The following is a 25312-nucleotide window of genomic DNA, read 5'->3' on the forward strand; positions in this document are numbered from 1 at the left end:
ATTTATTTCCTTGCTTCATGTACCTTAAGCATCTTCCCTTTTACCGTGGTTTTCTTCATGGCCTGCAAAACCAAAAGCCCTTTTCCATTGAGGATCTCCACATACGACAGGTTTTCCTGGATTGTGATGATGCCGATGTCTTCAGCCGTCACGCCATCGATTTTTGCAATCGTTCCGACAAAATCGACGGCCCTGATTTTCTTTTTCTTGCCGCCATTGAAATAGAGCTTCATGATGTCTCTATTCAGCTGCTGACTTTTATCCATTTTAAAATCGGGTTCCTCAGAAAGCTTCCGTTCAAACTCTTGTTTCGCCCTATCCACAGCTTCCCGCGTAGGCGCCATACGCTTAGGGATCTTGAAACCGATATACCCCTCAATTTCATCAAGGAACTTCTCTTCATATGGCGTGCAGAACGTAATCGCTTTACCTGTCTGACCTGCTCTCCCTGTTCTCCCGGTACGGTGTACATAGCTTTCCTTCTCCATGGGCATATCATAATTAATCACGTGGGTGATGTTCTCGATATCGATCCCCCGCGCAGCTACATCCGTTGCCACCAGGTATCGGAAATCCCCCCGCTTAAAATCGTCCATCACTTCAAATCTGGCTTCCTGGATCATGCCGCCATGGATTTTATCCACAGGATAACCTGACCGGTCCAGCTCTTCACATAATCTGTTCACATTTTCCTTCGTTCGGCAAAAGATGATGCAGCTATCAGGGTTTTCTACGGTGGTCACGTTTTTAAGAAGGGACATTTTATCCTCTTCCCTCACTTCAAGCACGGAATGCTCGATTTTATCCGTCGTGATTCCCGTTGCCTTGATTTCAATATGAACAGGCTCTTTCATGTATTTATGACAGAGCGCTTCGACATCCTCTGGTAAGGTCGCAGAGAATGTCAGCGTCACACGCTCAGATGGCAGTTCCTGAATGATCGCTTCTACTTGATCGATAAAGCCCATGTTAAGCATTTCATCGGCTTCATCAATGACAAGGTACGTCAGTCTATCAAGGGGAAAGGTCCCTTTTTCAATGTGATCGAGGACCCGGCCGGGCGTACCGACGACGATATGATTTTTCTGCTTCAACTCAAGCTTCTGGCGATGAAATGGGGATTTTCCATAGACCGCTGCCGCTTTGATCCGCTTATATCTCCCAATATTCGTGATATCTTCTTTGACTTGAACCGCAAGCTCCCTTGTCGGGGTCAAAATCAGTGCCTGGGGTTTATTTTCCTCCCACTCCACCATCTCGCATAGGGGAATCCCGAAAGAAGCCGTCTTCCCGCTCCCCGTCTGAGAACGGACCACAAGATCTTTTTTCTCTAAAGCAAGTGGGAGTACCCTGGATTGTACTTCTGTAGGAGCTTCATATCCTAAACCGGACAGCGCCTTTACAATCTCTCCACTGAGCTTATAATCCTTAAACTGTTTGATTGACATATCATAACCTCATTTAGTTTTTCTTATTTTCATAGGAAAGTACACATTCTATTCACAAAATCACGCCAACATAAATTCTTTTCAAATTTATTTAGGTAATCCCCCAATAGTGTGTTATGCTTTACCTAACCATTTTTAACTTGTAACATGTTGTCTCCGGGACCGACGAACGCTGTCGGTCCCTTTTTATACCCTAAAGCGGAGGCGGCTCGTTCAGCCCCGACAAGCATAAGATGAATAGGCTGGGAAGGCGCTCTTTGCCTTCCTGGCCTATTTAGCTTATGACCTCGAGGGGCTAGCCGCAGGAGCTAGCAGACACCTAAAGCGCAGGCGGCTCGTTCAGAGGCGACAAGCATAAGCTGAATGGGCCGGGAAGGCGCTCTTTGCCTTCTTGGACCATTCAGCTTATGACCTCGAGCCTCTAGCCGCCGGAGCTAGCAGACATCTAAAGCGCAGGCGGCTTGCCCAGAGGCGACAAGCATAAGATGAATGGGCCGGGAAGGCGCTCTTTGCCTTCTTGGACCATTTAGCTTATGACCTCGAGCCTCTAGCCGCCGGAGCTAGCAGACATCTAAAGCGCAGGCGGCTTGCCCAGAGGCGACAAGCATAAGACGAACCGGCCGGAAAGGCGTCCTTTGCCTTTTTGGCCGGTTTGACTTATGACCTCGAGCCTCTAGCCGCCGGAGCTGGAAGACACCTAAAGCGCAGGCGGCTCGTTCAGACCAGACAAAATCCAAAAAAACTTCATACCCCAATAAAAAAAGGACCCTCCTGAGAGAGCCCCTTCATCAAAAGCTATTACGCTTTGTTTACGTTAGTCGCTTGAAGTCCACGTTGACCTTGCTCAGTGTCAAATGTAACTTTTTGACCTTCGTCTAAAGATTTAAATCCTTCGCCTTGGATAGCTGAGAAATGTACGAATACATCTTCTCCACCTTCGATTTCGATGAAACCGAAACCTTTTTCTGCGTTAAACCATTTTACTGTACCTTCTTGCATGTGTGTATCCTCCTGTGTGGATGTTGCATCCACGATTTATTACTATCGTTGCTCAAGTTAGATATCAAAGGTGAAAAGTTTAAAACTTATTCTTTCCTTACAGACCGAACAAAAATAATTCTTACTAAGAGTAACAGATATTCAGATAAAAAGCAAATCCGTCCAAAAATTCACTCCCACTCTCTCTACATAGAGGAATATATCGTTCCTTTGTCGAAAGTAAAGATATAAAGGGGATGGCGGAATGAATAAAAGCACATTGCTCAAAAAGCTGAGTCAAGCAAGTCGCGGAAACTTTTTCACGATCGAACTTCCTGTGGAATCCAGGGAAGAAGCAGAAACCATCGAAAATGCCGCATCTGAATTAGAAAGAGAAGGAAAGATCAAGATCAGGGAATGTGAAGTGAAGGAAACGTTCATTTACATTCAAGGAATCATGAAGTACGCTGTGACGTAACAAAGATGGTGCCTAATTACAGGCACTTTTTTTTTTCGCAAAAAAAAAGAACCCTCAGAGAGAGTCCTTCTTTTTAAAGCAATTAGATTTTGTTAACGTTAGTCGCTTGAAGTCCGCGTTGACCTTGCTCAGTTTCGAATGAAACTTTTTGACCTTCGTCTAAAGATTTAAATCCTTCGCCTTGGATAGCTGAGAAATGTACGAATACATCTTCTCCACCTTCGATTTCGATGAAACCGAAACCTTTTTCTGCGTTAAACCATTTTACTGTACCTTCTTGCATGTGTGTATCCTCCTGTGTGGATGTTGTATCCACGATTTATTACTATTATTGCTCAATTAGATATCAAAGGCGAAAAGTTTAAATACTTTCATTCCTTACAGACCGAACAAAAATAATTCTTTCTTAGAATAACAGGAAATCGTAAAAAAAGCAAATTCTTTTTTCATTTTATAAAATGTTTTAGATAAAGTCGTGCTTCACGACTCTCTTTACATATAGAAAGAAGTTGATATTTCCCTTCTTTCTCCCACCTGCAGAAAAAAAGTCCATTCCCAAAAAGAAATGGACGTGCATTCTTAGTCTTCCTGCTTGTTTCCGTGTTTTACACCTTTACTCGTATAAGGCTTGTTGCTCTTTTTCTTATTGGCGCCTGCCTGCCACCGGTTCCAGCCTTTCTTGCCGGTGCCCTGGCCCGTTCCGCTCTTTTTCTTAGATTTACTCATTTTTTCACTCCGTTATGATAGGGTTCGTTCTTTCAAGTTCGTCCCCATATCATAACACGGATTAGTCGGTCAGGGTACTTCTTGTTTATTCCACTTCTTTTTTCTGCCCGGTATAAATGTGGATCGCATCCCTCAGGAATTCCGCCACTCCTTCTTGTTCGCCATCATAATAGGCCTTGAATCGTTCATCGTCCACGTACATCTGAGAAAGTCCTGCATGGGCTTCCTTGCTGTAGTGACCCCAATAGAAGGAAATCCACTGCCTGTGAAGATCAGCCGCTTTCTGTGCCATCTCACTTCCAGGATCACCGTCTTGAAATGCTTCTCCCAGCGTTTTTTTGATTTCCTGCACTAAGCCCGTGACCTTTTCATACTCTTCCTCTGACATGTTCATGACTTTCGCGTTGGATTCGTCTACTCTCTTATCTCCATATTTCTCCCGCACTTCTTTGCCATACTTTTTCTCATTCTCTTCCACCATTTTTTCTTTGAATCCTTCAAATTTCTCTTTATCCGCCATGGTGAATCTCCCTTCCTTTACACGTAGTGTTTTATCGACATTCGCAATCAGTTGATCAAGCTGAGTGCGTCTGTTCAGTAACATTTCCCGGTGTTTCTGTAATGCTAGTGTTGCATCAAAGGCGGGATCATCCAGAATATCTTTGATTTCGTCCAGTCCAACACCTAACTCTTTGTAAAAGAGGATCTGCTGCAGGCGGTCGACTTCCTTCTGTCCGTAAATCCTGTATCCTGACGAATTGACCCTGGCCGGCTTCAGAAGCTCAATTTCATCATAATAACGAAGGGTTCTCGGGCTCACCCCAGCGATCTCGCCCAATTTCTTGACGGTATATTCCATGATGTCACCTCCTGACAATTCTTACTTTACAGGTTGACGCAACGTGAATGTAAAGGGATTTTTTCCAAAAAACGCGAATGTGGATTTTCTTGAAAATAACGTGCCAGTCCGATATTCTTAGTATAATCACTTTGAGTATAAGGTTGTGTTGAAAATGCGAATTAATAAATACATCAGTGAAGCTGGAAAGGCATCAAGACGCGGAGCCGATAAGTTGATTACAGAAGGCAGGGTCACGATCAATGGACGGGTTGCGAAAATTGGTGACCAAGTGAACCCCGGCGATGATGTGTTGGTGAGTGGAGCACCTGTAAGGGTTGCTCGGAATAATGTATACATCGCTCTGAATAAGCCTGTTGGAATAACGAGTACGACAGAAAAAGGAGTCAAGGGGAATATCGTGGATCTCGTTAATCATCCCCTTCGAATATTTAATATCGGACGCCTGGACAAGGATTCCGATGGCCTGATTCTCCTAACGAATGACGGTGATATCGTCAATGAAATCCTCCGTGCAGAGAATCAGCATGAGAAGGAATACATCGTCACGGTTGACCGCCCGATTTCAGAAGACTTCCTCAAGCAGATGTCAGAGGGTGTCAAGATTCTTGGAACGAAAACACTGCCATGTAAAGTGGAACAGATTTCGAAATATGTATTTCAAATCACGCTTACCCAAGGGTTGAACCGACAGATCCGCCGCATGTGTGAAGCTCTTGGATATGAGGTATACAGACTGCAGCGTACCCGGATCATGAATATTCAATTAGGTAATCTTCCTGTGGGACAGTGGCGCGATCTTTCAAAGAAAGAGAAAAATCGATTATTTCAGGATCTGGATTACGAACCAAAGGAATGGTAATAACAGACAGGACCGGTGCCTTGACTGAACACAGTCGGTTACCGGTCCTATTTTTATCTTTCCAGGCTCTAGGAAACGAACGGATTTGCTCTTCTTATTTTCGACAATATACGCTATTATTAAATGGTTTAGAAATTCTAACTAGATTTTGTGGAGGTTTGAGAACATATGGTTTTCAAGAAAAAGGATAAATTCGCTATTCTTCTTAGTCAAATAGCTGGTAATTTGAAAGAGAGTGCGCATTATTTTGCCGATTATAAACTGAATAATGTGAGTGACTTAAAAGAATTTTCCGGTCAGATGAAGGAATATGAAACAAAAGGGGATTCTTTTGTGCATGAAGTCATATTGGACTTGAATAAAGTCTTCATCACACCGATTGAACGGGAAGATATCCTGGCGCTGGCTATGAGTATGGATGATGTACTGGATGGGCTCGAGCATACATCCGCTATGTTTGAAATGTATTCCATCACTCAGGCAGACGAATATATGCTGAAGTTTGTCGAAGCGATCCGTCAATGTTCCGATGAAATTGAATCGGCTGTCGAACTGTTATCCACAAAGAAATGGATCCAGATCAGAGAGCATGCCATCAAGATCAAAGACTTAGAATCAAAATGTGATGGGATTCTCCGCCAATCCATCAAGCATCTCTTTCATACAGAAAAGGATCCCATTCGTATCATTCAATATAAGGAAATCTATGAAGAACTTGAGGAAATCGCGGACTATTGTCAAAATGTGGCCAACACGTTTGAAACCATTATTATGAAGAATGCATAAGGAGTCTTGCAGGAATGGATACAATTTTAATTTTAACCATACTTATCGTTGTGGGGGCCCTTGCATTTGATTTCATCAACGGGTTCCATGATACGGCAAATGCCATCGCGACAGCTGTATCGACAAAGGCACTGAAGCCAAGGCATGCCATCATCCTGGCAGCCGTCATGAATTTTGCCGGCGCTCTCGCTTTCACAGGAGTCGCCAAAACGATCACCAAGGACATCGTCGATCCCTTTTCCCTGGAGAACGGGACGATCGTCATCCTGGCAGCGCTTCTTGCAGCGATCACATGGAATTTAGTGACATGGTATTACGGGATACCCAGCAGTTCCTCCCATGCATTGATCGGGGCGATCGCAGGGGCCGCCATTGCGGCGGCTGGTGTCTCGGCACTTAATTATAAAGGGTTCATTAAAATCATCCAGGCGTTGATTTTTTCTCCCCTTTTGGCTTTTGTGATCGGATTCATCATCTATAGCATATTCAAGGTCGTTTTCAAAAATCGGAATTTGGCGAAAACGAACCGGAATTTCCGCTCGATCCAGATTGCGACAGCGGCACTTCAATCGTTCACCCATGGTACGAACGATGCGCAAAAAGCGATGGGGATCATCACCATGGCCTTGATCGTGAACAATTATCAAACCTCCGATGATATCCAGACGTGGGTTCAGGTTTCCTGTGCCACGGCCATGGGTCTCGGGACGTCGATCGGCGGATGGAAGATCATCAAAACCGTTGGCGGAAAAATCATGAAAATCCGACCGGTAAATGGAGTGGCAGCAGACTTGACGGGTGCGGCTGTCATTTTTGGTGCAACGGCGATTCACTTACCTGTCAGTACGACACACGTCATCTCTTCTTCCATCCTTGGTGTGGGTTCCGCTCACAGATTGAAGGGCGTGAAATGGGGGACGGCTCAAAGAATGTTGATCACATGGATCATCACATTGCCCATTTCGGCAAGTCTTGCCGCCATCTTCTTTTATATCTTGAATCTATTTTTATAATAAATAGGAAGTCAGAAGGAAGAATTTCTCCCCTTTGACTTCCTTTTATTGTTGAACTTTTAGATGACTACGCTCGAAACCCAGGTAACGCGTGCCCTGGAAGGTCAATTCTCCCTCGTCCCCTTCGACGAGCATCCCATAATCCTTATCATTCACTTTTAATTCGATCCTGTCTCCGCTCTCCACTTCGAAGGTGATGTAATAATGGCTATAGGCCCTGCTTTCTCCTCCACCCTTCACAGCCGTCCGTTTCCCCAGCACCTTAGCCCATACATTCAAAGTAGGCGATTGATTATTCTGACTCCACTGTGTCACGCCTTTTACGGCAGAAAGCAAAATGAACGAAATCACGATCAAAAAGATGATCCCAATGAAGATCGGGACCGCTTGAAACATAAAATCTCCACCACCATACATCCTCATTTCCCCCTTTGACTCTTTTTCTACATTTTAACATTTTAATACGTATATGAGTGGGGGATTCTGATGATGACAAATAAAAAAAGCCAGCCCCCACTGCGATTCTGTTAGGGGCTGACGACAAAACGAATTCACCCTGTCGGATGCTTCATCTTATCCATGATCATCGTAAAATAATTCTTCTTCAACGGTCCGGATGCATGGGGGATTTCGTATAATGCAGGTTCTTTTTTCTCCACGAGCTTTGAAGAATATACTTGTGTTCCCTCCATCATCCGGCGAATGGAAGAGGTCAATTCTTCACTCGGACTATCCTTCAATAAGTAACCGTCTGCACCCGCATCCTGTACCTTTTCAAGATTTCCCTCTTTGGGGAATGTTGCGAGTACGAGCAGTCGACATTCCAGCACTTCCAGAGGTCCGTCCCTCAGTAGATGTTCGATGTTAAGGATAAGGAGGTCTGGTTGCATGTTGTGGATGAGTTCCAGTGCATGCTCCCTGTCCCTCGACTTCCCCACTATTTCCATATCTTCTTCAAGGTTGAGTAGTGAGCCGATTGTTCCTAACACCCATTCTTCATCCTCTGCTATCACAATGCGAATCATATGCGTCCTCTCCTTTTAACACCGTATCAAGTAAAGACTCTCCTTATATGAAGATTCATAAGGAGAGTCGGCTCTGTTTATAATTCAGGTTTGGCTTCTGTAGAGATGCGCGCGTTCGATTTCCTTGAGGATTTGAGACCTCTAAAGCTTACAAACGTCTTATTTTCTTCATCCCATAATTTGAAGCGAAGAGATTTCAAGCTCGTTACGAGTGAAATCGTCGGTACATTCTGTAAGGGCTCCGAGTTCACATGAGCCTGTTCCAGCTTGTAATTCGGTACTCTTGGACTCAGATGGTGGACATGGTGATAGCCGATATTCCCTGTCAGGAACTGCATGATTTTCGGAAGTTTATAAAAGGAGCTTCCCTCAACGGCCGCCAATACATACTGCCACTCTTTGTCTTCTTCAAAATACGAATCCTCAAACGTATGCTGTACATAAAACAACCAGATTCCGATCGAGCCTGAAACCATGAAGATCGAACCCTGTACGAGCAGGAATTCCTGCCACCCAAGCATGACAGAAAGAAGTGCAATGAGAGCCACGATGATGACATTCACTAAATACGTGTTATTGCGCTCTTTCTTACGTGCATTTTTACGATTGAATCGGTTTTTCAAAAGAAATACATAAATCGGTCCCAGAACGAACATGACGAACGGATTACGGTAAAAACGATAGGCTAAACGTGTTTTCAAAGGTGCTGCTATATATTCGTCGATGGTAAGGGTCCAGATATCACCGGTTCCTCGTTTATCCAGATTCCCACTTGTCGCATGGTGGACGGCATGATCATGTCCCCACTGATCGAACGGGAACAGTGTCAGTACACCCATGGCCGTTCCGACTGCCCGGTTGGCTTTACGGCTTTTAAAGAAAGAAAAATGGGTGCAATCATGAAAGATAATGAAGATCCTCGTCAAGAATCCTGCGGCAATCACGATTGGAACGAGTGCCAGCCAGTATGATACCGACAGACTTTGATACGCAAGGAACCATAATAGAAAGAACGGTCCAAGCGTGTTGATGATCTGCCATACACTTTCCTTCGTTGTAGACTTTTCATAAGGAGCAACTTCTTTTTTCAGCGTTTTTATATTTGTCATGTCATTATTCCCTTCGTTTAAGGCGTTGAATTCATTATAGGATAAGAGGAAGCATCATGTTAGTAGTAGGTGTCATATGCTGGGCATGACAAATGTCATAAGGGAGAAATTGTCATGCGTTTACATTGTCTGGAACCCTTGATAATACTGACTTCCTCTCACTCATCCTAACGTTCAATTACCTTTATTATTTTTGGGAAAAAGAAATATATTCTTATTTTGGTGAAAAAGTGTCATAAAAAAGAGCGTGGTCTCCCACACTCTCTACGCGCATACTAGTATCTGTCTGACAAATCGTCCTTTACTTACTTCACAACGGTCGACAATATCGAAGCCCGCTTTTTCAACATTTCTATCCACATCTTCCAACGTCACGATCACGACCTTTTCAGAGAATCGTCTCGCACTCTTGAGCATTTCAAGTTGTTCATCATCCGTTATGACGGAGCAGAGATTATAAGGTAGATCAATGACCGCAACATCGTAGCTGCCGGTTACATCATTGATGTCTCTTAATGACACTTCCCCTTCCAATCCAAAATGAGCGATATTTTCCCTTACTCCGTCGAGGATCAACGGATTGCGGTCACTGCCTACAATATCGATACCCATGGACAGGGCTTCTACCAGGACCGTCCCGATTCCGCAGCATGGATCGATCATCTTGATGTCTTCCGTTTCGGGAGCCGCAATGTTCACGACGGCTCTTGCCACACGGGTACTCAGTGCAGTGGAATAGCTGTGAGGCTTTTTCACATGATGCAGCCATATCGCTTCATTTTTTATATAAGCTCCAAACACCCAGCGTTCACCCGTGTTGATGACACCATACCAAATATGGGGATCGACAAGTTCCGCTTCGCCTTTCAGATGCAGGCCGATTTCCTTCTCGATCCTCCGCAGTTTCTTAAAGCCGACTCTGTCACCATCAGGGTTTTGTACAAATACGACCTTGAATCCGTCCACTGCGTCTAACTTCTCTATGTTATGAAGTAATTCTTCCAATTCAGCACCTTCGCATATGATCTCCAGTCTTTCCCGGATGAAAGGGCTTCTGCTTGGATCGACCTTCACCGTACTTTCGAGAATACTGGATTCAGAAGCCTGTCCGAACAGGATGCGCCTTTCCAACGCACATAGCGACTCTTCGTTCGGCTCCCAAGAAAACGTATATAAATAGTTTTTCGTTTCTATTGTAATCAACTCCGTGTGATGTTTTGCATTTAACCATTGTATCATAAAAAAGGGAGGGACCCCTTTACACAGGGTCTCCTCCCTCCTTATTGACTGAATCAGATTTCCATTTCCCAACGCTCTGCCTGCGTCTGTTTCAACTGTCTTTCCGTTTCTTGCGGATAAACCGTACGGAATTTATGGTTTTCAGCAGGGATGATTTCAATCATCTTTTGAATCATATCTTCAGGATCGAACTGATCTTCCAATCCTTTCTGCTGTTCGAGAATATCTTCTTTTCTCGTGTAGTTCTTCTCGTCATCGAACCATTTCCAGATTTCTTCCCCGCTCCGCTTATTGAATCCGGTTTCGAAGGCCCCTGGATTGATGGTGGCGACTTTCACTCCAAACTCTTCAAGCTCGGACTTCAAGGTTTGGGCAATCCCTTCAATCGCATGTTTGGTTGCCGTATATGGACCGACATAAGGAGTTGCGGAGATCCCGGCCATGGAACTCATGAACACGATTTTCCCGCTGCCTTTCTTCACAAGCTTCTGTGCCGCCAATTGAACCGTTTCCAGGGTGGCGAACACATTCACTTCAAAGAGGGCACGAAAACGATCCATCGGCACTTCCCCGAGTGGTCCCCCTTCATTGATGGCCGCATTGGCTACGAAGACATCAAACTCATACTTCAATATTTGCTCGCGATCCCTTGCGTTCGTTATATCAAGCTTAAATACCTCCATATTCAAGCCTTGTTCATCCGCTTCTCTCATTAGGTCGGTCTTTTGCGAGGTAAGCTCTGTCGTCGCAATGACACGGTGGCCCTTCTTCGCAAGACCAAGAGACGCTCCCTTGGCGAGACCGCTTCCCGCGCCAGTAATGAAAATTGTTTTACCCATTCTGTTTCCTCCTTGGCAATCTAGTATAATATGTTCTTCCCTTTAACAGAATCAGTAAAACTTTTTCAATATAAAAGGGACCGACTACGGGTCGGTCCCTACAAGATGTATTACTTCATCTCTCTAATATACTCTTTTACCACTTCATACACATACCCCTGGTTCGCAGCTGCTGTGTCGGGATTGTATGCTCCGCCGTTTGTTTTGTTATTTGATAGAACACGGATTCCAAGGAAAGGTACATCATATGCCCCGGCGATCTGTGCCGCCGCTGCCCCTTCCATTTCCTCTACGGATGTACCGTATTTGTCATGGAACCATTGGATGCGGTCCACTTCGTTATTCCACACGTCAGCAGAACCGATTGTTCCTTCGACGACCTTGCCTTTTTTATATGTATCTTTAACGGCATCAGCCGCTGCAAGCAGTGCCTCGTCACCATCATAATAGCGGATTTTTTCTGCATTCGGGTCTTCCCCCGCACTTCCTTCAGATGCCATCAGGTCCATCGGCTTCCAGGCTGTAGGTTCGATTCCTTCTTCATCTGCCATGCTCCCGGTTTTTAACGAACCCAGATTGACGGTTCTTTCACCGAGTACGATATCAAACACGTTCAATGCCGGATCATGACCGCCTGAAGTCCCTTGATTGATGATGGCGATGGGATCATATTTTTCAATGGCCACAGCCGTGGCCGCTGCCGTATTTTCCATTCCTTTACCCGTCTTGGCAACTATGACCGGGTAGCCGTCCACCGTTCCTTTATAAAAAACGAATGAGCCGGATGTTTCTTCTTTCACATTTTTCAGTTTCCCTGCAAACTTTTCAGCTTCAATCGGCATCGGCCCCTGAATCAGGATCGGCTGCTCTTCTTTTTTTTCTTTCGCTTCCGTTTGATTGGATGAACTGCAGCCTGTAAAAACAGATAATGCGAGTACAGATACTGCTGCGAATGATGCGATTTTCTTTTTCATGTGAATCTCTCCCTTTTCTTGGTGATTGGAACCCGCTGATTTTGGTCAAAAGAAAAAGACCTGTCATGGTAGAGTGCATCTACACGTTCCAGATCTCAGAAGTCAAAGTAAAAGCAAAAACGGCAAAAAAACCGTAAAAACCGAATACTTCAACCCGTAGTCCGGTTCTTGAAATGGGAACCGGGTAGAAACGCTCAGACCATATTACTGAGGATATACGAGTAACGATATGTAATGGTGGTACGGTGTTACTATAACAAACCCTCCACTTTAAATCAACAAAAAATACGAATTTTATTTTAAAAAATTAAGTTAATGTTCGTGTTTAAAGGAAGTCTCTCTTTCAGTTTGGAAGCGTTACATTTGAATTCCTATTGTAGAATACTATAATAAAAGAAAAATGAAGAGGTGAAGACGATGAAAATCGGTCTTATCGGATTAGGGGATATTGCGAAGAAAGCTTATCTTCCTGTCCTATCTGAAAAAGAAGGCATTGAATTGGTCCTTTGCACAAGAAATGCCGAGACGTTGCATACCCTTGGAGATAAATACCGGGTGGCGGAGAGGGTTCAGACGGTAGAAGAATTGATTGCTGCAGACATAGACGCTGCCTTCGTCAGTACAGCCACTGAAGCCCACTATGAAATATCTGAGAAGCTCCTGGAGAATGGCATTCATGTATACATAGACAAACCGATTTCCCTGACCTTCGGGGAAACGAAGCGAATCGTCCAGCTTGCAAAAGACAGCGGAAAAATCGCCATGGTCGGATTCAATCGGCGCTTCATCCCCAAAGTAAAGGAACTGAAAGAGCATGGGAAACCGAGCTTCCTCCTGATGCAAAAAAACCGGTTCGCTGCCCCGGATGAGCCTAGGAGATTCGTCGTCGAAGATTTCATCCATGTCGTCGATACCCTTCGTTTCCTGATGGATTCAGATGTGTTGGATGTGAAGGTTCAATCCTTTAAAAGAGGAGATCTCCTTCACCATCTCGTCATACAGCTCATCGGTGAGGACTGTACGGCAGTCGGCATCATGAATCGGGACGGCGGGGTGACGGAAGAAATCATTGAATACTCTGCGGGACATCATAAATACGTCGTCGACAGTCTTGTAGAAACGACTCACTATCACAACAAAGAAAAAAGTGTTACTTCTTTTGGCGACTGGGAACCGACACTGTATAAACGTGGATTCTATGACCTTATCGATCACTTCCTCGACTGTGTGGAAAAAGGACATCAGCCTGATCCTTCCATCGAGGATTCTTTGATCACCCATGAGATTTGTGAACGGATTGTGGGAATGATCGACTAATTGAACGAAGGGGGCTTGCCATTGGGGGATGGTGCACGTAACCGGTCCCCACTGTCTTGCCAAAGAGAGGTTTTCTATTCAATACTAGTAGCCATCATTATAAAAGGCCCAAGTGGTGTAACACTTGGGCCTTTGCATGTTAGCATATGGAGACTACCTCCACCTCTTCGCCAACGCCTCAATATCCCCCGGATGTGTGCGGCAGCAGCCACCAACGATACGGGCACCCGCTTCGTACAAAACTACTGAATCCTCATCAAACGCACAACAAGCTCCCTCCCCATTCCACGTTTTCGTTTCAGCATCGTACGTTTCCCCCGAGTTCGGGTACACGATGATTGGCTTGTCAGTATGTCTGTTTAGTACGCTCATCGCAAGCTTAGCCGCAGGAATCGGTGTACAATTCACACCAATCGCAGCGATTTGTTCATGATCATTGAACACCCGCGCGCACTCTTGAATCCCCGTGCCATCACTTATTGTCTCTCCATCCTTTAATGAAAAAGACAGCCAGGCGCAAGTTTCCGGAAATTCTTTTAAAAGCGAAGCGAGGACTTTTGCTTCCTGCAAGGATGGGATGGTTTCAAATGCCAGCACATCAGCACCCGCCTCTACTAATGCCTTGATTCTCGGATAATGGAAATCTGTTAAAAGGTGATCACTTACACCATAGTTCCCTACATATTCAGAGCCGTCAGCCAGGTATGCCCCGTAAGGTCCTACAGAACCGGCGACAATTGGTTTCTGCCGATTCGTTTTTCCCTTCTCTTTCTCCCAGAAGTCATCCCGTGCCTTCTTGGCGAGATATACAGTCTTCTTGATTAAATCCAACGCTTCCGGTTTCTCTATTCCGCGCTTTCTGAAACCATCCACCGTTGCCTGGTAGCTGGCTGTAATGGCACAATCGGCTCCTGCACGGAAATAATCAGCATGAACCTTCTCAATCGCTTCCGGCTTTTCTAGGAGGACACGTGCTGACCAAAGGGGATCATTTAAATCACAGCCATGGGATTCCAGCTCTGTGGCTAATGCCCCATCCAAAATAATTAGGGATTGCGTTTGTAACATCACCTCAATGGGATTCAGCTTCAGTTGATTCGACATGTCCTGTACCTCTTTTCTTCACGTATAGTGTTAGATAATAGCTTCCATAGCAGACCGCGATAAACGGGATCCCGCAATAAAGGGCGATCCTCTGAGTGGGATCAAAGGCAATGCCGATGCAGGAAGCGAGACAAAGCAGAAACGACGCAACGGGAACAAGTGGATAGAGCGGCGTCCGATAAGCAAGTTCCTTCACATCATTCCCTTCCCTTATGTACTGTCTACGAAATAGAAATTGGGCAGCACTGATGCTCATCCACACGATGACTACCGCTAAACCTGAGACCGAAACCAATACGATGTAGACCGTTCCCGGTGCAATGATGCTTGAAAGCAGGGCAAGTCCCCCACCAAGCATGCTGCATACCATCGCATTAAGAGGAACTCCCCTATCAGTCAATTTGGCAAAAATCGGTGAGATGGTTTGCTTATCTGCCAGCGACCATAGCATTCTGGAAGAAGCATACAGACCTGAGTTTGCCGCTGATAAGATAGCCGTGATGATGACAAAATTCATGATATCGGCGGCATACGGGATTCCAATCCGTCCAAGCACTGCGACAAAAGGGCTTTCCAATACACCTGCTGACTGGCTCGGTAATAATGCCGATAATACGACAATCGTCCCTACATAAAAGAGAATCAATCTCACAAGCGTAGTGCGGATGGCTTTAGGAATCGATTTTGATGGATTCTCTGTTTCTCCCGCCGCTACCCCGATTAATTCTGTTCCTGAAAAAGCAAAATTTACGGCAAGCATGGTCATCAAGATAGCAAATGCCCCGTTCGGAAATAACCCTGAATTTGTGATATTCGAGAAAAATGGAGCAGGCTCTGAATGACCGAGGGGAATGAACCCGACGATCGCCCCTGCCCCGATCACAATAAACGCCACAATCGCAATCACTTTCACTAAAGAAAACCAAAATTCAGATTCAGCAAAAAAACGCACCGACAATGCATTAAAGAAAAAGATCAACGCAGCGAAGACCGCGCTCCAAATCCATACACTAATCGAAGGGAACCACCGCTGCATCATCAAGCCGGCCGCCGTGAACTCCGACCCCAAAGCCACCGTCCATGTCAGCCAATATAACCAGCCCACCGTGTAACCGGTCCCCGGACCAATGAATTTTGCAGCATAACTATGAAAGGATCCGGTCTCCGGCATATGGACAGAGAGCTCGCCTAAACACAGCATCACGAGATACACCACCAGCGCCCCGATCAAATAAGCAAGGATCGTCCCAAACGGTCCAGCCTGATGAATGGTATAACCCGAACTCAAGAAAAGCCCGGTTCCGATCACCCCTCCAAGACTCAGCATCACTAAATGCCGTGTCTTCATCTTTCTTTTGAAACTCTGTCCTGTGTTTTCCATACAAACACCCTTCCTTCTAAGTTGATTGAGGTATGGGTGAACAAACAAAAAACGCACCCTGAACGAGTGCGTCACCGACAAATAAAAGATTGCTCCTATCTATCAGGGTTTAAATCACCCGCTGGAATTAGCACAGTATCTTCACAGACCTGTTGCTGAGGCTTCAAAGGGCCAGTCCCTCCACCTCTCTGGATAAGAAAATATTTTGATTTTTTAAAACTCTATCAATATATCGGAATAATGTCAAGACCATGAAACGGATGAAGAGCTCAGCCCATCCAATGGTTACATAAAGGAATAAAAAGGGAACAACTATAGTAAAAAGGAGAAACTGCCATGCCAGAAGGTCCCGAAATCAGAAGAGCAGCCGATAACGTTGAGCGTGCTCTTAAAAATAGAACTGTGGAAGATGTGTATTTTGCCTTCCCTCATTTAAGAGACTATGAAGATTTGCTGAAGGGGTCTATCGTGACCAGAGTCGATACAAAAGGAAAAGCCATGCTCATCCGCTTTAATAATGGCTATACGATTTACTCCCACAATCAACTCTATGGAAAATGGTATATCCGCAGCTTGTACAATTATCCGAAGACCAATCGACAGCTCCGCCTCGCCCTGCATAACGAAAAGAAATCAGCACTCCTCTACAGTGCATCGGATATCGAAGTCCTCCGTGATGAAGAAGTGCCAGAACATCCCTTCATCTCAAAAGTCGGGCCGGACCTTTTAAGTGAAGATGTAACAGCCGATGAGCTTGTAGTGAGGATGAAGGACAAACGATTCCGAAACCGCAAATGGTCGATTCTACTGTTGGATCAGGGCTTTGTGGCAGGAATCGGGAATTATTTAAGATCAGAGATCATGTTTGTCGCAGGCATTCATCCTTCTCTTCGCCCGGCTGATTGTACGGAAGAGCAATTAAATAAAACTGCACACGCCATCATTGATTTGGTGAAGCAATCGTATGAAACAGGCGGTATCACGAATGACCCCAAACTTGCCGAAAAGCTAAAATCAGAAGGTGTGAAGCGTTCCCGGTACCGGCACTGGGTGTTTAATCGCGAAGGAGCATCATGCTTCATTTGCGGAAGTGAAATTGAGAAAATCGTGGCGGCTTCAAGAAGATTGTACTATTGCCCGGGTTGTCAGAATACCCAAAACCCAAAAGATGTCTGACCCTTTATATTTGGATCAGACACCTTATTACATCACCTATTCGGTACTCCGGTTAATCGCTTCTTTCATGGAAATCCCTTTTAATTTCCGATGATTCAGCCACAGGGATACATAATACGAAATGATGATGATACTAAAACTGATGAAGACACTCATCCAATCCAGCCTGACAGGAATCGTGACATTCATTTCTGAAGTAATCGAATTCATAAAGGCTGAAATTGAGAAAACAGTCACAGGAATGCCTATCACATACCCAAGGATGATGAACCAAATATTATAGCCGATCATCATCTTCATAATCGAATTCTCCCGATAACCGATGACTTTCATGAGTGAAATTTTGAAGGAATTTTCCTCAATTAATAATGAAATCAATATATAGATGATGATAATTGCAATGATGGCTGCAACAAGGGCAATCGCTGCCACACCATAGTTCAAAGGCTTAATCATTTCCTTGAAGCCGTCAATTGTATCAGATGATTTTGTCGTCGAGACAATCTGATCTTCCGGTAAGTTGAGTTCTTTGTTTGAATAAATCTCCGTATAACTTCCAGAAGGATAACCATTTAATCGGTTGAATTCATCAAGTGGCATATAAATCATATTTCCAAGATACGATTCAGCGATGTGATCAATGGTGAGAGTAAAGGATTTTTCCGTCAATTCATTTTTCACATGAATCGAATCCCCCTCTTGAATCCCTAATTTATCTGAGAGGGATTTATTCATGATTACTGAATCGAATGTAATTTTTTCTCTGCTTGAGTCCTGCAATCGAATGGCTGTATTATCCGGCTTCAGGCCCGTGATCGTCACGTTCTCCTTATCTATCGTAAATGGTGCCACAGCACCGATCTGTCCCGAGTCAGGTTCTGTGGTCTGTGGAGCTTTGAATAGATAGCTATACTCATAGTCGTACACTTGTTGAAAATTATCGGTCACCAGGTACTCCATCGAATTCTTGGTGACGAACCCGAACAACAATAATAATGTGGCAAACATCACACCTATGATCAAAAACAGTGCCCTGGGAAGATTTCTAATGATTTCCCTGATCACGAATTTCCGCCGGAACGGCAGCTTCTTCATTTTAAACAACCGCTCCAGCCTGCTCACTTTGACTTTTCGTTCCCCACCTTTTATCAAACTCACCGGCGGGATTTTCAAGACACGGTGAACCAGGTAATAGGTGAACGGGATGAACAGCACCAGCGGCAGAAAAATACTCACAAGTAAATACCCCACATGCAGTTTCACATCCAGTACGGGCAGATTATAATAAGCTGCAAAAGTGGATAGCAAGGGATGCAGGAATACCCATCCAAGGATCGTACCGACCACACTTCCTGTGGTGGCGAGAACTCCGGCGTAAGAAAGATAGTGACGGATAATTTCCCTTTTCCTGTAGCCGAGGGCATACAATGTACCGATCTGTACATATTCCTTCTTCATTAAGCGCCACAATAATATAAGAATGATCACCATACTAATGAATAAAATGCCTATCGGAAGAAATTGTCCCATCTTTTTGACACCGGCAATATCCCCTTTGATGAAGGAAATACGATTATTATCTTTTTTATCCGTCCATTTAATGATCTGATTCGTTTGATTGATCTGCTTTTTCAGTTCTTCCGGGGAAGCATCCGATAGACGGACACTATAGTAAATCCGGTGATTTTCCCACTGGGATAAAACAGATGGTTTCACGACGGCGACACCGAATGCATCCGGATTTTTCAGGAAGCCTGCTTCATCCTTTAATGGATAGATGTAATCCGGAATCGCCATATAGCCTGTAACATGGAACGTTTCCCCTCCCAGTTCAACCTCGTGTCCAATCGTCACATCATGGGCTTTGGCGAAACCTTTATCCACTAATATATCACGGTCCGAAGATAGATTTCCCCCTTCCACTACAGTAGAAAGATTGACGTCATCCGTCTCATCCAACAATCTGAGAGTCGAATCTTTACTATATGGAAGATCGATTGCAATCCTTTGCTCGATTTCTGCGCCACTTTCCTTTTCAATTTCTTCGATGTCATTCAAAGGCTGTTGTGTCATGAACTGAGCATCTTCTACTTTATTCTCGTTAAAAAAAATCTGTAGATTATCAATGAGATTTGCTCCGGCTGCTGTGAATGCGTAAAATACGATGGAGCTGATGACAATCAGAAACCACGCTGAAAAGAACTGCGCCTTTTTTTCCATTATGGTCCGAAAAAGCTTTTTCCGAAGAGGCATCACCACTCAACCCCTTCAGCGGAGGTTTGATGTTCATTGACAAAGTCGGATTCTACCTTTCCATCTTTCAGTGTGATGACCCGGTTCGCCATGCTTTTGATTGCTTGGTTGTGGGTGATGATAAGGACTGTCGTGTTAAATTCTTTATTCACTTTCTCGATCAACTGCAGAATTTCTTTCGATGTGCCTGAATCCAATGCCCCTGTCGGTTCGTCACATAATAATAGTTTCGGAGCCTTCACGACGGCACGGGCAATCGAGACCCGCTGCTGTTGCCCACCGCTTAGTTCACGAGGGAAGCGATCCTCCATCCCCGACAACCCCACGGCATGGATCACCTCCGGAATAGACATTGCCTCCCGACTGATATTCGCCGTCAATTCGATATTTTCATAAACCGTTAAATTTGGGATCAAATTATACATTTGAAAGACAAAGCCAACGTCTTCCCTTCTATAATCCACAAGGTCTCGATCACTCAATCGGCCAATATCTTTCTTATTGACCTCAATGCTCCCGGAATCAATTGCATCAATGCCTCCAATGGCATTCAACAACGTGGACTTCCCGGAACCCGATGGACCGAGGATGACGACTATCTCACCCTCCTTCACCTCTACATGAATATCCGTCAGTGCCTGAAAGGTCGTTTGGCCGCTTTGATACGTTTTATGAACTCCATTGATGCTCAAGACGCTCATGTTCATTCCTTCTTTCCCGGTTTCATTTTTCCTTCAAATAAAAATCGTATGTGCCTCGCCAACTGTTCCTTATAAGCTTCATGATCCATTTCTTCGTTATACATATAGAACATCGTATCGGACATGGCTGCACTATAGATGGCGTAAGCCGCTTCTTCTGGATCAACATTGACGGCAAAACAATCTGAATGGCTTTCGATCAAATACATGATCCACTTCATCATCTCTTCATCAATACCGAATAACCCCTGTCTCAACCGGATGCTCTCTTCCACCTCTCCCGTCATCACGTGAAACAGCTCGCACCAAAATGCTTTCGGATAATGCTGAAAAAATTCTGCAAATCCCAGCATTGCCCCAATCACACTTGCTACCAGATCTTCACTCTCTTCTGAGGAAAACGGATCTTGAAGCCCTTCTTTCATCCCCTCCGCTTCTTCAGTGAAGATACGCAGCAGCAAGGCTCCCTTAGAAGGAAAATAATTGTAGATGGTCCCGGTCCCCACACCTGCATCCTTCGCAATTTCAGCCATGGAAGCTGTTTCGAATCCCTTTTGAGAGAAAATGTTCTTCGCTGATTCCATGATGTTCAGCTGCGTTTGCCGTTTCTTATCTTCACGTAGTCCTGCCATAATCATTGCTCCTTTGATTATCAAAAATATGAACGCGTTCATTTATGAATACATTCATATTTTAACTGGAAGAATATTGATTGTCAAATAAGACCTGTCCACCATCAACGTTTATTAATGAACGTTGATGGTGGACAGGCCCGCTTTCATATTTCTAAATGTGACTTTAAAACCGCTCTCTTAAGCTCTCTCGCTGCTTCTGTGATGTTTTCGGCACCTGATATTGCTGAGATCACCGAGATTCCGTCCGCACCAGCATCAATGATTTCTTTGGCATTCATTGAACTGATGCCTCCAATCCCCACAATCGGAGTAGGGATATCGTTCATTCGAAAGCTTTTGATGATGTCCAAGCCGTGAATTTTGACCGTATCGTCTTTTGAAATGGTGGGATAAATGGGGCCAAGTCCTAAGTAATCCGCCCCATCGGCAATAGCCTGCTGCGCTTCGGCAAGTGTATGAGTGGAAACCCCAAGCCATTTGTCACCGATTTTCCCCCGTACGATACTTGCCCTTTCGTCTTCCTGACCGATATGAATGCCATCAGCATCGATGGCTAAAGCCAATTCCACATCGTCATTTACGATAAAAGGGATCCCGGCGTTCTTGCATACCTTCTGAAGTTTTTCAGCAAGTCTCACCTTTTCCTGTCCTTCTAAGGCACCGAGCCCTTTTTCCCGGAATTGAAAGAGGGTTATGCCACCTTCTATTGCCTGTTCTAACACATAAACCGGATCCTTCATGCAGTTTGTGCTTCCCATAATAAAATAAAGAGTAAGAGAATCCTTTAATTGCTCCCGCTTATCTATCATTTACGTTCACCTGATGCCTTCTTATTATAAGCCCAATGATTCGTCGGGCCATGACCATTCCCAATTCCAAGCGGGTCTTCAATGGCTGCCCGGATAAACCCTTTCCCCGTCTTGACCGCTTCCTTGATGTCCATTCCTTGAGATAATTGAGCAGTAATCGCAGCCGAGAAGGTGCATCCAGTTCCATGCGTATGAGGTGTCTCGATTCTGGGTGAGACCATTTCCACAAATTCCTCCCCATCATAAAAGAGGTCGATTACCTGCTCGCCATCGGCATGTCCGCCTTTTATAACGACTGATCCGGCACCCATATCAATCAGGATCTTTGAGGCGCCTTTTCGATCGTCCAATGTTTCAATCTTTATTCCGGTGATGATTTCTGCTTCAGGTAAATTGGGTGTAATGACAGCAGAAAGAGGGATTAATTGTTCCTTTAACGCACGAACGGCTTCATTTTGTAAAAGCTTGGCTCCGCCTTTTGCAATCATGACAGGATCCACCACAAGATTCGTCCAGCCATAATGACGGATTCGTTCACTTACTGCCTCAATGACTTCTCCGGAATGCAGCATGCCTGTTTTTAACGCATGAGGCCCCAGGTCCTGGCCAATAGAATCTAATTGCTGAACGATTCCTTCCATGGAAACTGGATACACGCCTTGAACGCCTGATGTGTTTTGAGCGGTTACGGCAGTGATGACCGACATCCCATAGGAACCAAGCTCCTGGAATGTTTTTATATCTGCCTGAATGCCGGCTCCCCCGCCACTGTCTGAACCTGCTATCGTCAATGCTTTATATACAGACATGATTGTGCCACCCTTCCTCTTTAGATTCTCTCTACTTTTCCAAGTGCAACATCTTCTTCACAAATGGAAGAAAGTTGATCGATGAATTCAATTTGAAAACTTCCCGGACCCCTTTCAGATGCCACACCGGCTGCTTTTTCTGCTGCTATTCCATATACAGCAACTGCCGTTACAGCAGCTTTTAATAGATCTTTTTCAATGGCTGCAAAGGCACCGATGACCGAAGATAATAAACAGCCCGTCCCCGTGACCTTCGTTAAAATGGGATGACCATTCGCCACTGAATAGGTTCCTTGCGGGTTTGAGATGATATCGGTTTTCCCTGTTATGACAATGGTACAATCCAATTGCGCTGCCGCCCTTTGGGCTAATTCCAACGTGTCTCCCCCATTCGAACCGGCGTCAACACCTTTGATCGCCCATTGTTCTCCTGCAATATGAGCCACTTCCGCTGCGTTCCCTCTTAAGATGGAGACGTTTACTTCATTCAGGATTTCCCTTGCCATTTCCGTGCGGAAGAAAGTCGCCCCTGCTCCAACCGGATCCAATACAACAGGTATCCCTTTTTCATTGGCCGCTTTTCCAGCGATGATCATGCTATCGATGATGTCTCTTGATAGGGTTCCAATGTTAAGGACAAGGGACCCGGCCAACTTAGCCATATCCCCTACTTCTTCTTTCGCATAGGCCATCACCGGGGATGCCCCGATAGCCAGCAAGCCGTTGGCCGTAAAATTCGTGACCACTACGTTCGTTATATTATGTACTAATGGATTTTCTTCTCGTACTTTCTGAACTAAGTCATACATTCTCATATTCCCCCTGACAGGACCTGTCCTTGATATGCTACCACTATAACATATCGGGAACAGAGAGCCATGTTCCAAAAACGAAAACTTGCTTCCCTTAAAAATACCCATTTTATCAGCGCAATGCCTGATAAAATGGGCTTAACCTCTTACATTCCATATTCCTTCCGATACTCATCATGCTTCGGCTGGAACAGTTCTTCATGTGATGGTCTCACATCCGAGAAATGATCCACATTGTAATGGCCCCTCAAAGCAACATTATGATGGGCAATGATTTGTTCCGCCTTCAAGGCGCTAGAGTCCTTGGTGGAATGGCCGTCAGCCACCAGGGTGACATCGAATCCGCTCACCGTCGCATAACGGACAGCCGTATCGATACAGTATTCTGTCTGACATCCCGTAATCACGAGATGCCCTACTTCTTTTTCTTTTAAAAAAGAGAGTAACGGCGTACTGTAAAACGAGTTGGTAGCGAGCTTATCAAATACCTCTGCATGATCCGGAATCTCAAGGTCCCGATGTACCTGGAACCCTTCGCCGTTACCACCTGCGACGTCTTTGTCCCTGATGAAGACGATATGTGCGTCCGCTTCCTTTGCCTTGGTGACCACTTTGTTGATGGTCTCGATCAGTTTTTCTTTTTGAAAGACCGCCTGTTCCTTTTCGTTTCCTTCCACTAAATCCTGTTGTACATCAATGACAAGTAATGCCTGCTTCACATATAAAACCCCTTTACGATTTTAGTCCTCTTTTAAATGGATGTCGTTCGGTACTCATTTTCATCATGAACCGCCCCCTTTATAGTCTATATGTGTATAGTTCGGCTTCTCCCCCGTACAATCCTTTAACATAGCAAAAAAGCCCGGGATCACATAGGACCCCGAGCTTTATCACATGTATATCAAGGGATGAGGACGATCTTCCCCAGTTTTCCTGAATGTTTAAAATAGATTTGTGCTTCACCCGCTTGTTCCAGTGGGAACGTCCGATCAATGACCGGCTTGATTTTCCCTTCAGAAATCGCATCGAGCATCCGTTTGAACTCTTCCCTTGTCCCCAGGACCGATCCATAGAACGTGATGTGTTTTAAATAAAGGGTCCTGAAATCAAGTTGTGTTTTCTGACCACCGGCGGATCCGGATATACAGAATTTGCCGCCTTTTTTTAAGACTTCAAGGGAGGTTTCGAACAGTGCATCCCCTACTACATCCAACACGGAATCGACTTGGCCTCCATTTACTTCAACGATATCCTCGGCAAGCTTTGGCGACTTATAGGACAGAACGTGTGTGGCACCGAGCTCTTTCATCTTTTCCTCTAAAGCCATGTCTCCCACTATGCCAATGACCTTTGATCCGAAAACCCTGGATGCAATTTGAACATTCAATGATCCCACACCGCCGTTGGCACCGGTGACGACGATCGTTTCCGAAGGCTGCGCCTGTATCTGTTCCACCATATGCCATGCCGTCAAACCGCTGACGGAAAACACGGCACTTTCTTCATACGTGGAGAGAGGCATGTCATAACACAGTTCTGCCGGCCAGACGACGTATTCAGCATAGCCGCCGTCATACTCGGAGCCGATGAAGGACATATCGTCTGATATATGTTCGCTGCCTTCCGTTCCGCTTGAAGTGAATGGGAACAGTACAACATCTTTGCCCAACATGGTTTCTGCGACATCCCCACCCACTTCTACCACTTCACCTGTGATATCCGAACCGGGAACCCTTGGAAACTGGACACCTTCAGGACGCCACCCAGACTTCTCTTCCGTCCCATATGCGCCTTCTCTCATCCAGATTTCAGTGTTATTAATGGCACACGCCTTTACTTTGACAAGGACTTCCCCCTTTTGAGGGGTGGGGGCCGGAATCTCCGCGACTTCAAGCTTGTCGACATCTCCATATTCTGTAACTTGAACGGCCCTCATGAACGTTCCACCTTTCCATTTTGGTTCTTGTGTTACAGTAAAA

Annotated in this window: 27 protein-coding genes and 2 riboswitches; of the genes, 6 read left to right on the forward strand and 21 right to left on the reverse strand. The window is 45.0% G+C overall.

Features of this window, described 5'->3' with window-relative positions; genetic code table 11:
• Positions 1–2 precede the first annotated feature (2 nt).
• Together ATG71_RS21330 and ATG71_RS21335 are read right to left on the reverse strand one after the other, a co-directional pair.
• Positions 3–1448 carry a DEAD/DEAH box helicase gene (locus ATG71_RS21330; protein WP_098441378.1) on the reverse strand — a complete coding sequence of 482 codons (1446 nt, stop codon included), beginning with the start codon at positions 1446–1448 and terminating at the stop codon, positions 3–5.
• Positions 1449–2246: 798 nt separating this feature from the next.
• Complete coding sequence (locus ATG71_RS21335; RefSeq protein ID WP_060671790.1) at positions 2247–2447, reverse strand: cold-shock protein; 201 nt, start codon at positions 2445–2447, stop codon at positions 2247–2249.
• A gap of 244 nt (positions 2448–2691) precedes the next feature.
• Between ATG71_RS21335 and ATG71_RS21340 the strand changes: the two genes are divergently transcribed.
• Positions 2692–2904: a hypothetical protein gene (locus tag ATG71_RS21340; protein ID WP_098441379.1), complete on the forward strand. Its 213-nt coding sequence runs from the start codon at positions 2692–2694 to the stop codon at positions 2902–2904.
• An 82-nt stretch (positions 2905–2986) separates the two neighbouring features.
• Here the strand turns inward: ATG71_RS21340 and ATG71_RS21345 are convergent, their stop codons facing one another.
• From ATG71_RS21345 to ATG71_RS21355, 3 genes are all read right to left on the reverse strand, one after another.
• Entirely contained in the window at positions 2987–3187 is a 201-nt protein-coding gene (locus ATG71_RS21345) for a cold-shock protein (protein ID WP_034762311.1), read from the reverse strand.
• A 296-nt stretch (positions 3188–3483) separates the two neighbouring features.
• A complete protein-coding gene (locus ATG71_RS21350) occupies positions 3484–3630 on the reverse strand; it encodes a DUF3934 family protein (RefSeq protein ID WP_098441380.1) in 147 nt (48 codons plus the stop codon).
• Positions 3631–3715: 85 nt separating this feature from the next.
• A complete protein-coding gene (locus ATG71_RS21355) occupies positions 3716–4489 on the reverse strand; it encodes a MerR family transcriptional regulator (RefSeq protein ID WP_098441381.1) in 774 nt (257 codons plus the stop codon).
• A 154-nt stretch (positions 4490–4643) separates the two neighbouring features.
• Here ATG71_RS21355 and rluF point away from each other — a divergent pair, with 154 nt between their 5' ends.
• From rluF to ATG71_RS21370, 3 genes are all read left to right on the forward strand, one after another.
• Positions 4644–5351 carry a 23S rRNA pseudouridine(2604) synthase RluF gene (rluF, locus tag ATG71_RS21360; RefSeq protein ID WP_098441382.1) on the forward strand — a complete coding sequence of 236 codons (708 nt, stop codon included), beginning with the start codon at positions 4644–4646 and terminating at the stop codon, positions 5349–5351.
• A gap of 168 nt (positions 5352–5519) precedes the next feature.
• Entirely contained in the window at positions 5520–6137 is a 618-nt protein-coding gene (locus tag ATG71_RS21365) for a DUF47 domain-containing protein (RefSeq protein WP_079531227.1), read from the forward strand.
• Between the two features lie 14 nt (positions 6138–6151).
• Positions 6152–7150 carry an inorganic phosphate transporter gene (locus ATG71_RS21370; RefSeq protein WP_098441383.1) on the forward strand — a complete coding sequence of 333 codons (999 nt, stop codon included), beginning with the start codon at positions 6152–6154 and terminating at the stop codon, positions 7148–7150.
• 45 nt (positions 7151–7195) lie between these two features.
• On the opposite strand, the gene ATG71_RS21375 is transcribed toward ATG71_RS21370, so the two are convergent.
• From ATG71_RS21375 to ATG71_RS21400, 6 genes are all read right to left on the reverse strand, one after another.
• On the reverse strand, positions 7196–7567 hold the full coding sequence (locus ATG71_RS21375; protein WP_218925526.1) for a DUF2500 domain-containing protein: 372 nt from the start codon (positions 7565–7567) through the stop codon (positions 7196–7198).
• A gap of 134 nt (positions 7568–7701) precedes the next feature.
• Entirely contained in the window at positions 7702–8175 is a 474-nt protein-coding gene (locus ATG71_RS21380; RefSeq protein WP_098441385.1) for a response regulator, read from the reverse strand.
• A gap of 77 nt (positions 8176–8252) precedes the next feature.
• Positions 8253–9284, reverse strand: coding sequence for a Delta(5) desaturase DesA (gene desA, locus ATG71_RS21385; protein WP_098441386.1), 1032 nt, complete (start codon positions 9282–9284; stop codon positions 8253–8255).
• A gap of 264 nt (positions 9285–9548) precedes the next feature.
• On the reverse strand, positions 9549–10523 hold the full coding sequence (locus ATG71_RS21390) for a TRM11 family SAM-dependent methyltransferase (protein WP_098441387.1): 975 nt from the start codon (positions 10521–10523) through the stop codon (positions 9549–9551).
• Positions 10524–10576: 53 nt separating this feature from the next.
• Positions 10577–11362 carry an SDR family oxidoreductase gene (locus ATG71_RS21395; RefSeq protein WP_098441388.1) on the reverse strand — a complete coding sequence of 262 codons (786 nt, stop codon included), beginning with the start codon at positions 11360–11362 and terminating at the stop codon, positions 10577–10579.
• A 110-nt stretch (positions 11363–11472) separates the two neighbouring features.
• The gene (locus ATG71_RS21400) at positions 11473–12336 is read right to left on the reverse strand and encodes a 5'-methylthioadenosine/S-adenosylhomocysteine nucleosidase (RefSeq protein WP_098441389.1); all 864 of its coding nucleotides are present in this window, start codon (positions 12334–12336) and stop codon (positions 11473–11475) included.
• A 137-nt stretch (positions 12337–12473) separates the two neighbouring features.
• Positions 12474–12577: riboswitch (purine riboswitch) on the reverse strand.
• 176 nt (positions 12578–12753) lie between these two features.
• On the opposite strand from ATG71_RS21400, the gene ATG71_RS21405 reads away from it, so the two are divergent.
• On the forward strand, positions 12754–13653 hold the full coding sequence (locus tag ATG71_RS21405) for a Gfo/Idh/MocA family protein (RefSeq protein ID WP_098441390.1): 900 nt from the start codon (positions 12754–12756) through the stop codon (positions 13651–13653).
• A 153-nt stretch (positions 13654–13806) separates the two neighbouring features.
• On the opposite strand, the gene mmuM is transcribed toward ATG71_RS21405, so the two are convergent.
• A complete protein-coding gene (mmuM, locus tag ATG71_RS21410; protein ID WP_098441391.1) occupies positions 13807–14757 on the reverse strand; it encodes a homocysteine S-methyltransferase in 951 nt (316 codons plus the stop codon).
• Entirely contained in the window at positions 14726–16138 is a 1413-nt protein-coding gene (gene mmuP / locus ATG71_RS21415; protein ID WP_098441392.1) for an S-methylmethionine permease, read from the reverse strand. The genes mmuM and mmuP overlap by 32 nt, the downstream gene beginning before the upstream one ends.
• Positions 16139–16230: 92 nt before the next feature.
• Positions 16231–16337, reverse strand: a riboswitch (SAM riboswitch).
• Positions 16338–16474: 137 nt separating this feature from the next.
• On the opposite strand from mmuP, the gene nei reads away from it, so the two are divergent.
• Positions 16475–17314, forward strand: coding sequence for an endonuclease VIII (gene nei, locus ATG71_RS21420; RefSeq protein WP_098441393.1), 840 nt, complete (start codon positions 16475–16477; stop codon positions 17312–17314).
• A gap of 36 nt (positions 17315–17350) precedes the next feature.
• Here nei and ATG71_RS21425 read toward each other — a convergent pair whose 3' ends face one another.
• The 8 genes from ATG71_RS21425 to ATG71_RS21460 form a co-directional block, all read right to left on the reverse strand.
• On the reverse strand, positions 17351–19567 hold the full coding sequence (locus ATG71_RS21425) for an ABC transporter permease (RefSeq protein ID WP_098441394.1): 2217 nt from the start codon (positions 19565–19567) through the stop codon (positions 17351–17353).
• Positions 19567–20268: an ABC transporter ATP-binding protein gene (locus ATG71_RS21430; protein WP_098441395.1), complete on the reverse strand. Its 702-nt coding sequence runs from the start codon at positions 20266–20268 to the stop codon at positions 19567–19569. The genes ATG71_RS21425 and ATG71_RS21430 overlap by 1 nt, the downstream gene beginning before the upstream one ends.
• A gap of 2 nt (positions 20269–20270) precedes the next feature.
• Positions 20271–20900 carry a TetR/AcrR family transcriptional regulator gene (locus ATG71_RS21435; protein WP_179886600.1) on the reverse strand — a complete coding sequence of 210 codons (630 nt, stop codon included), beginning with the start codon at positions 20898–20900 and terminating at the stop codon, positions 20271–20273.
• A gap of 146 nt (positions 20901–21046) precedes the next feature.
• Positions 21047–21712 carry a thiamine phosphate synthase gene (gene thiE / locus ATG71_RS21440; RefSeq protein WP_098441397.1) on the reverse strand — a complete coding sequence of 222 codons (666 nt, stop codon included), beginning with the start codon at positions 21710–21712 and terminating at the stop codon, positions 21047–21049.
• On the reverse strand, positions 21709–22521 hold the full coding sequence (gene thiD, locus ATG71_RS21445; protein ID WP_098441398.1) for a bifunctional hydroxymethylpyrimidine kinase/phosphomethylpyrimidine kinase: 813 nt from the start codon (positions 22519–22521) through the stop codon (positions 21709–21711). Before thiD ends, thiE begins: the two co-directional genes overlap by 4 nt.
• 20 nt (positions 22522–22541) lie before the next feature.
• Positions 22542–23330, reverse strand: coding sequence for a hydroxyethylthiazole kinase (thiM, locus tag ATG71_RS21450; protein ID WP_098441399.1), 789 nt, complete (start codon positions 23328–23330; stop codon positions 22542–22544).
• A 149-nt stretch (positions 23331–23479) separates the two neighbouring features.
• A complete protein-coding gene (locus tag ATG71_RS21455) occupies positions 23480–24052 on the reverse strand; it encodes a cysteine hydrolase family protein (RefSeq protein ID WP_098441400.1) in 573 nt (190 codons plus the stop codon).
• A gap of 182 nt (positions 24053–24234) precedes the next feature.
• Complete coding sequence (locus ATG71_RS21460; protein WP_098441401.1) at positions 24235–25269, reverse strand: zinc-binding dehydrogenase; 1035 nt, start codon at positions 25267–25269, stop codon at positions 24235–24237.
• Positions 25270–25312: the final 43 nt, after the last annotated feature.

Source organism: Bacillus sp. es.034, from assembly GCF_002563655.1.
Classification (GTDB): Bacteria; Bacillota; Bacilli; order Bacillales; family Bacillaceae_B; genus Rossellomorea.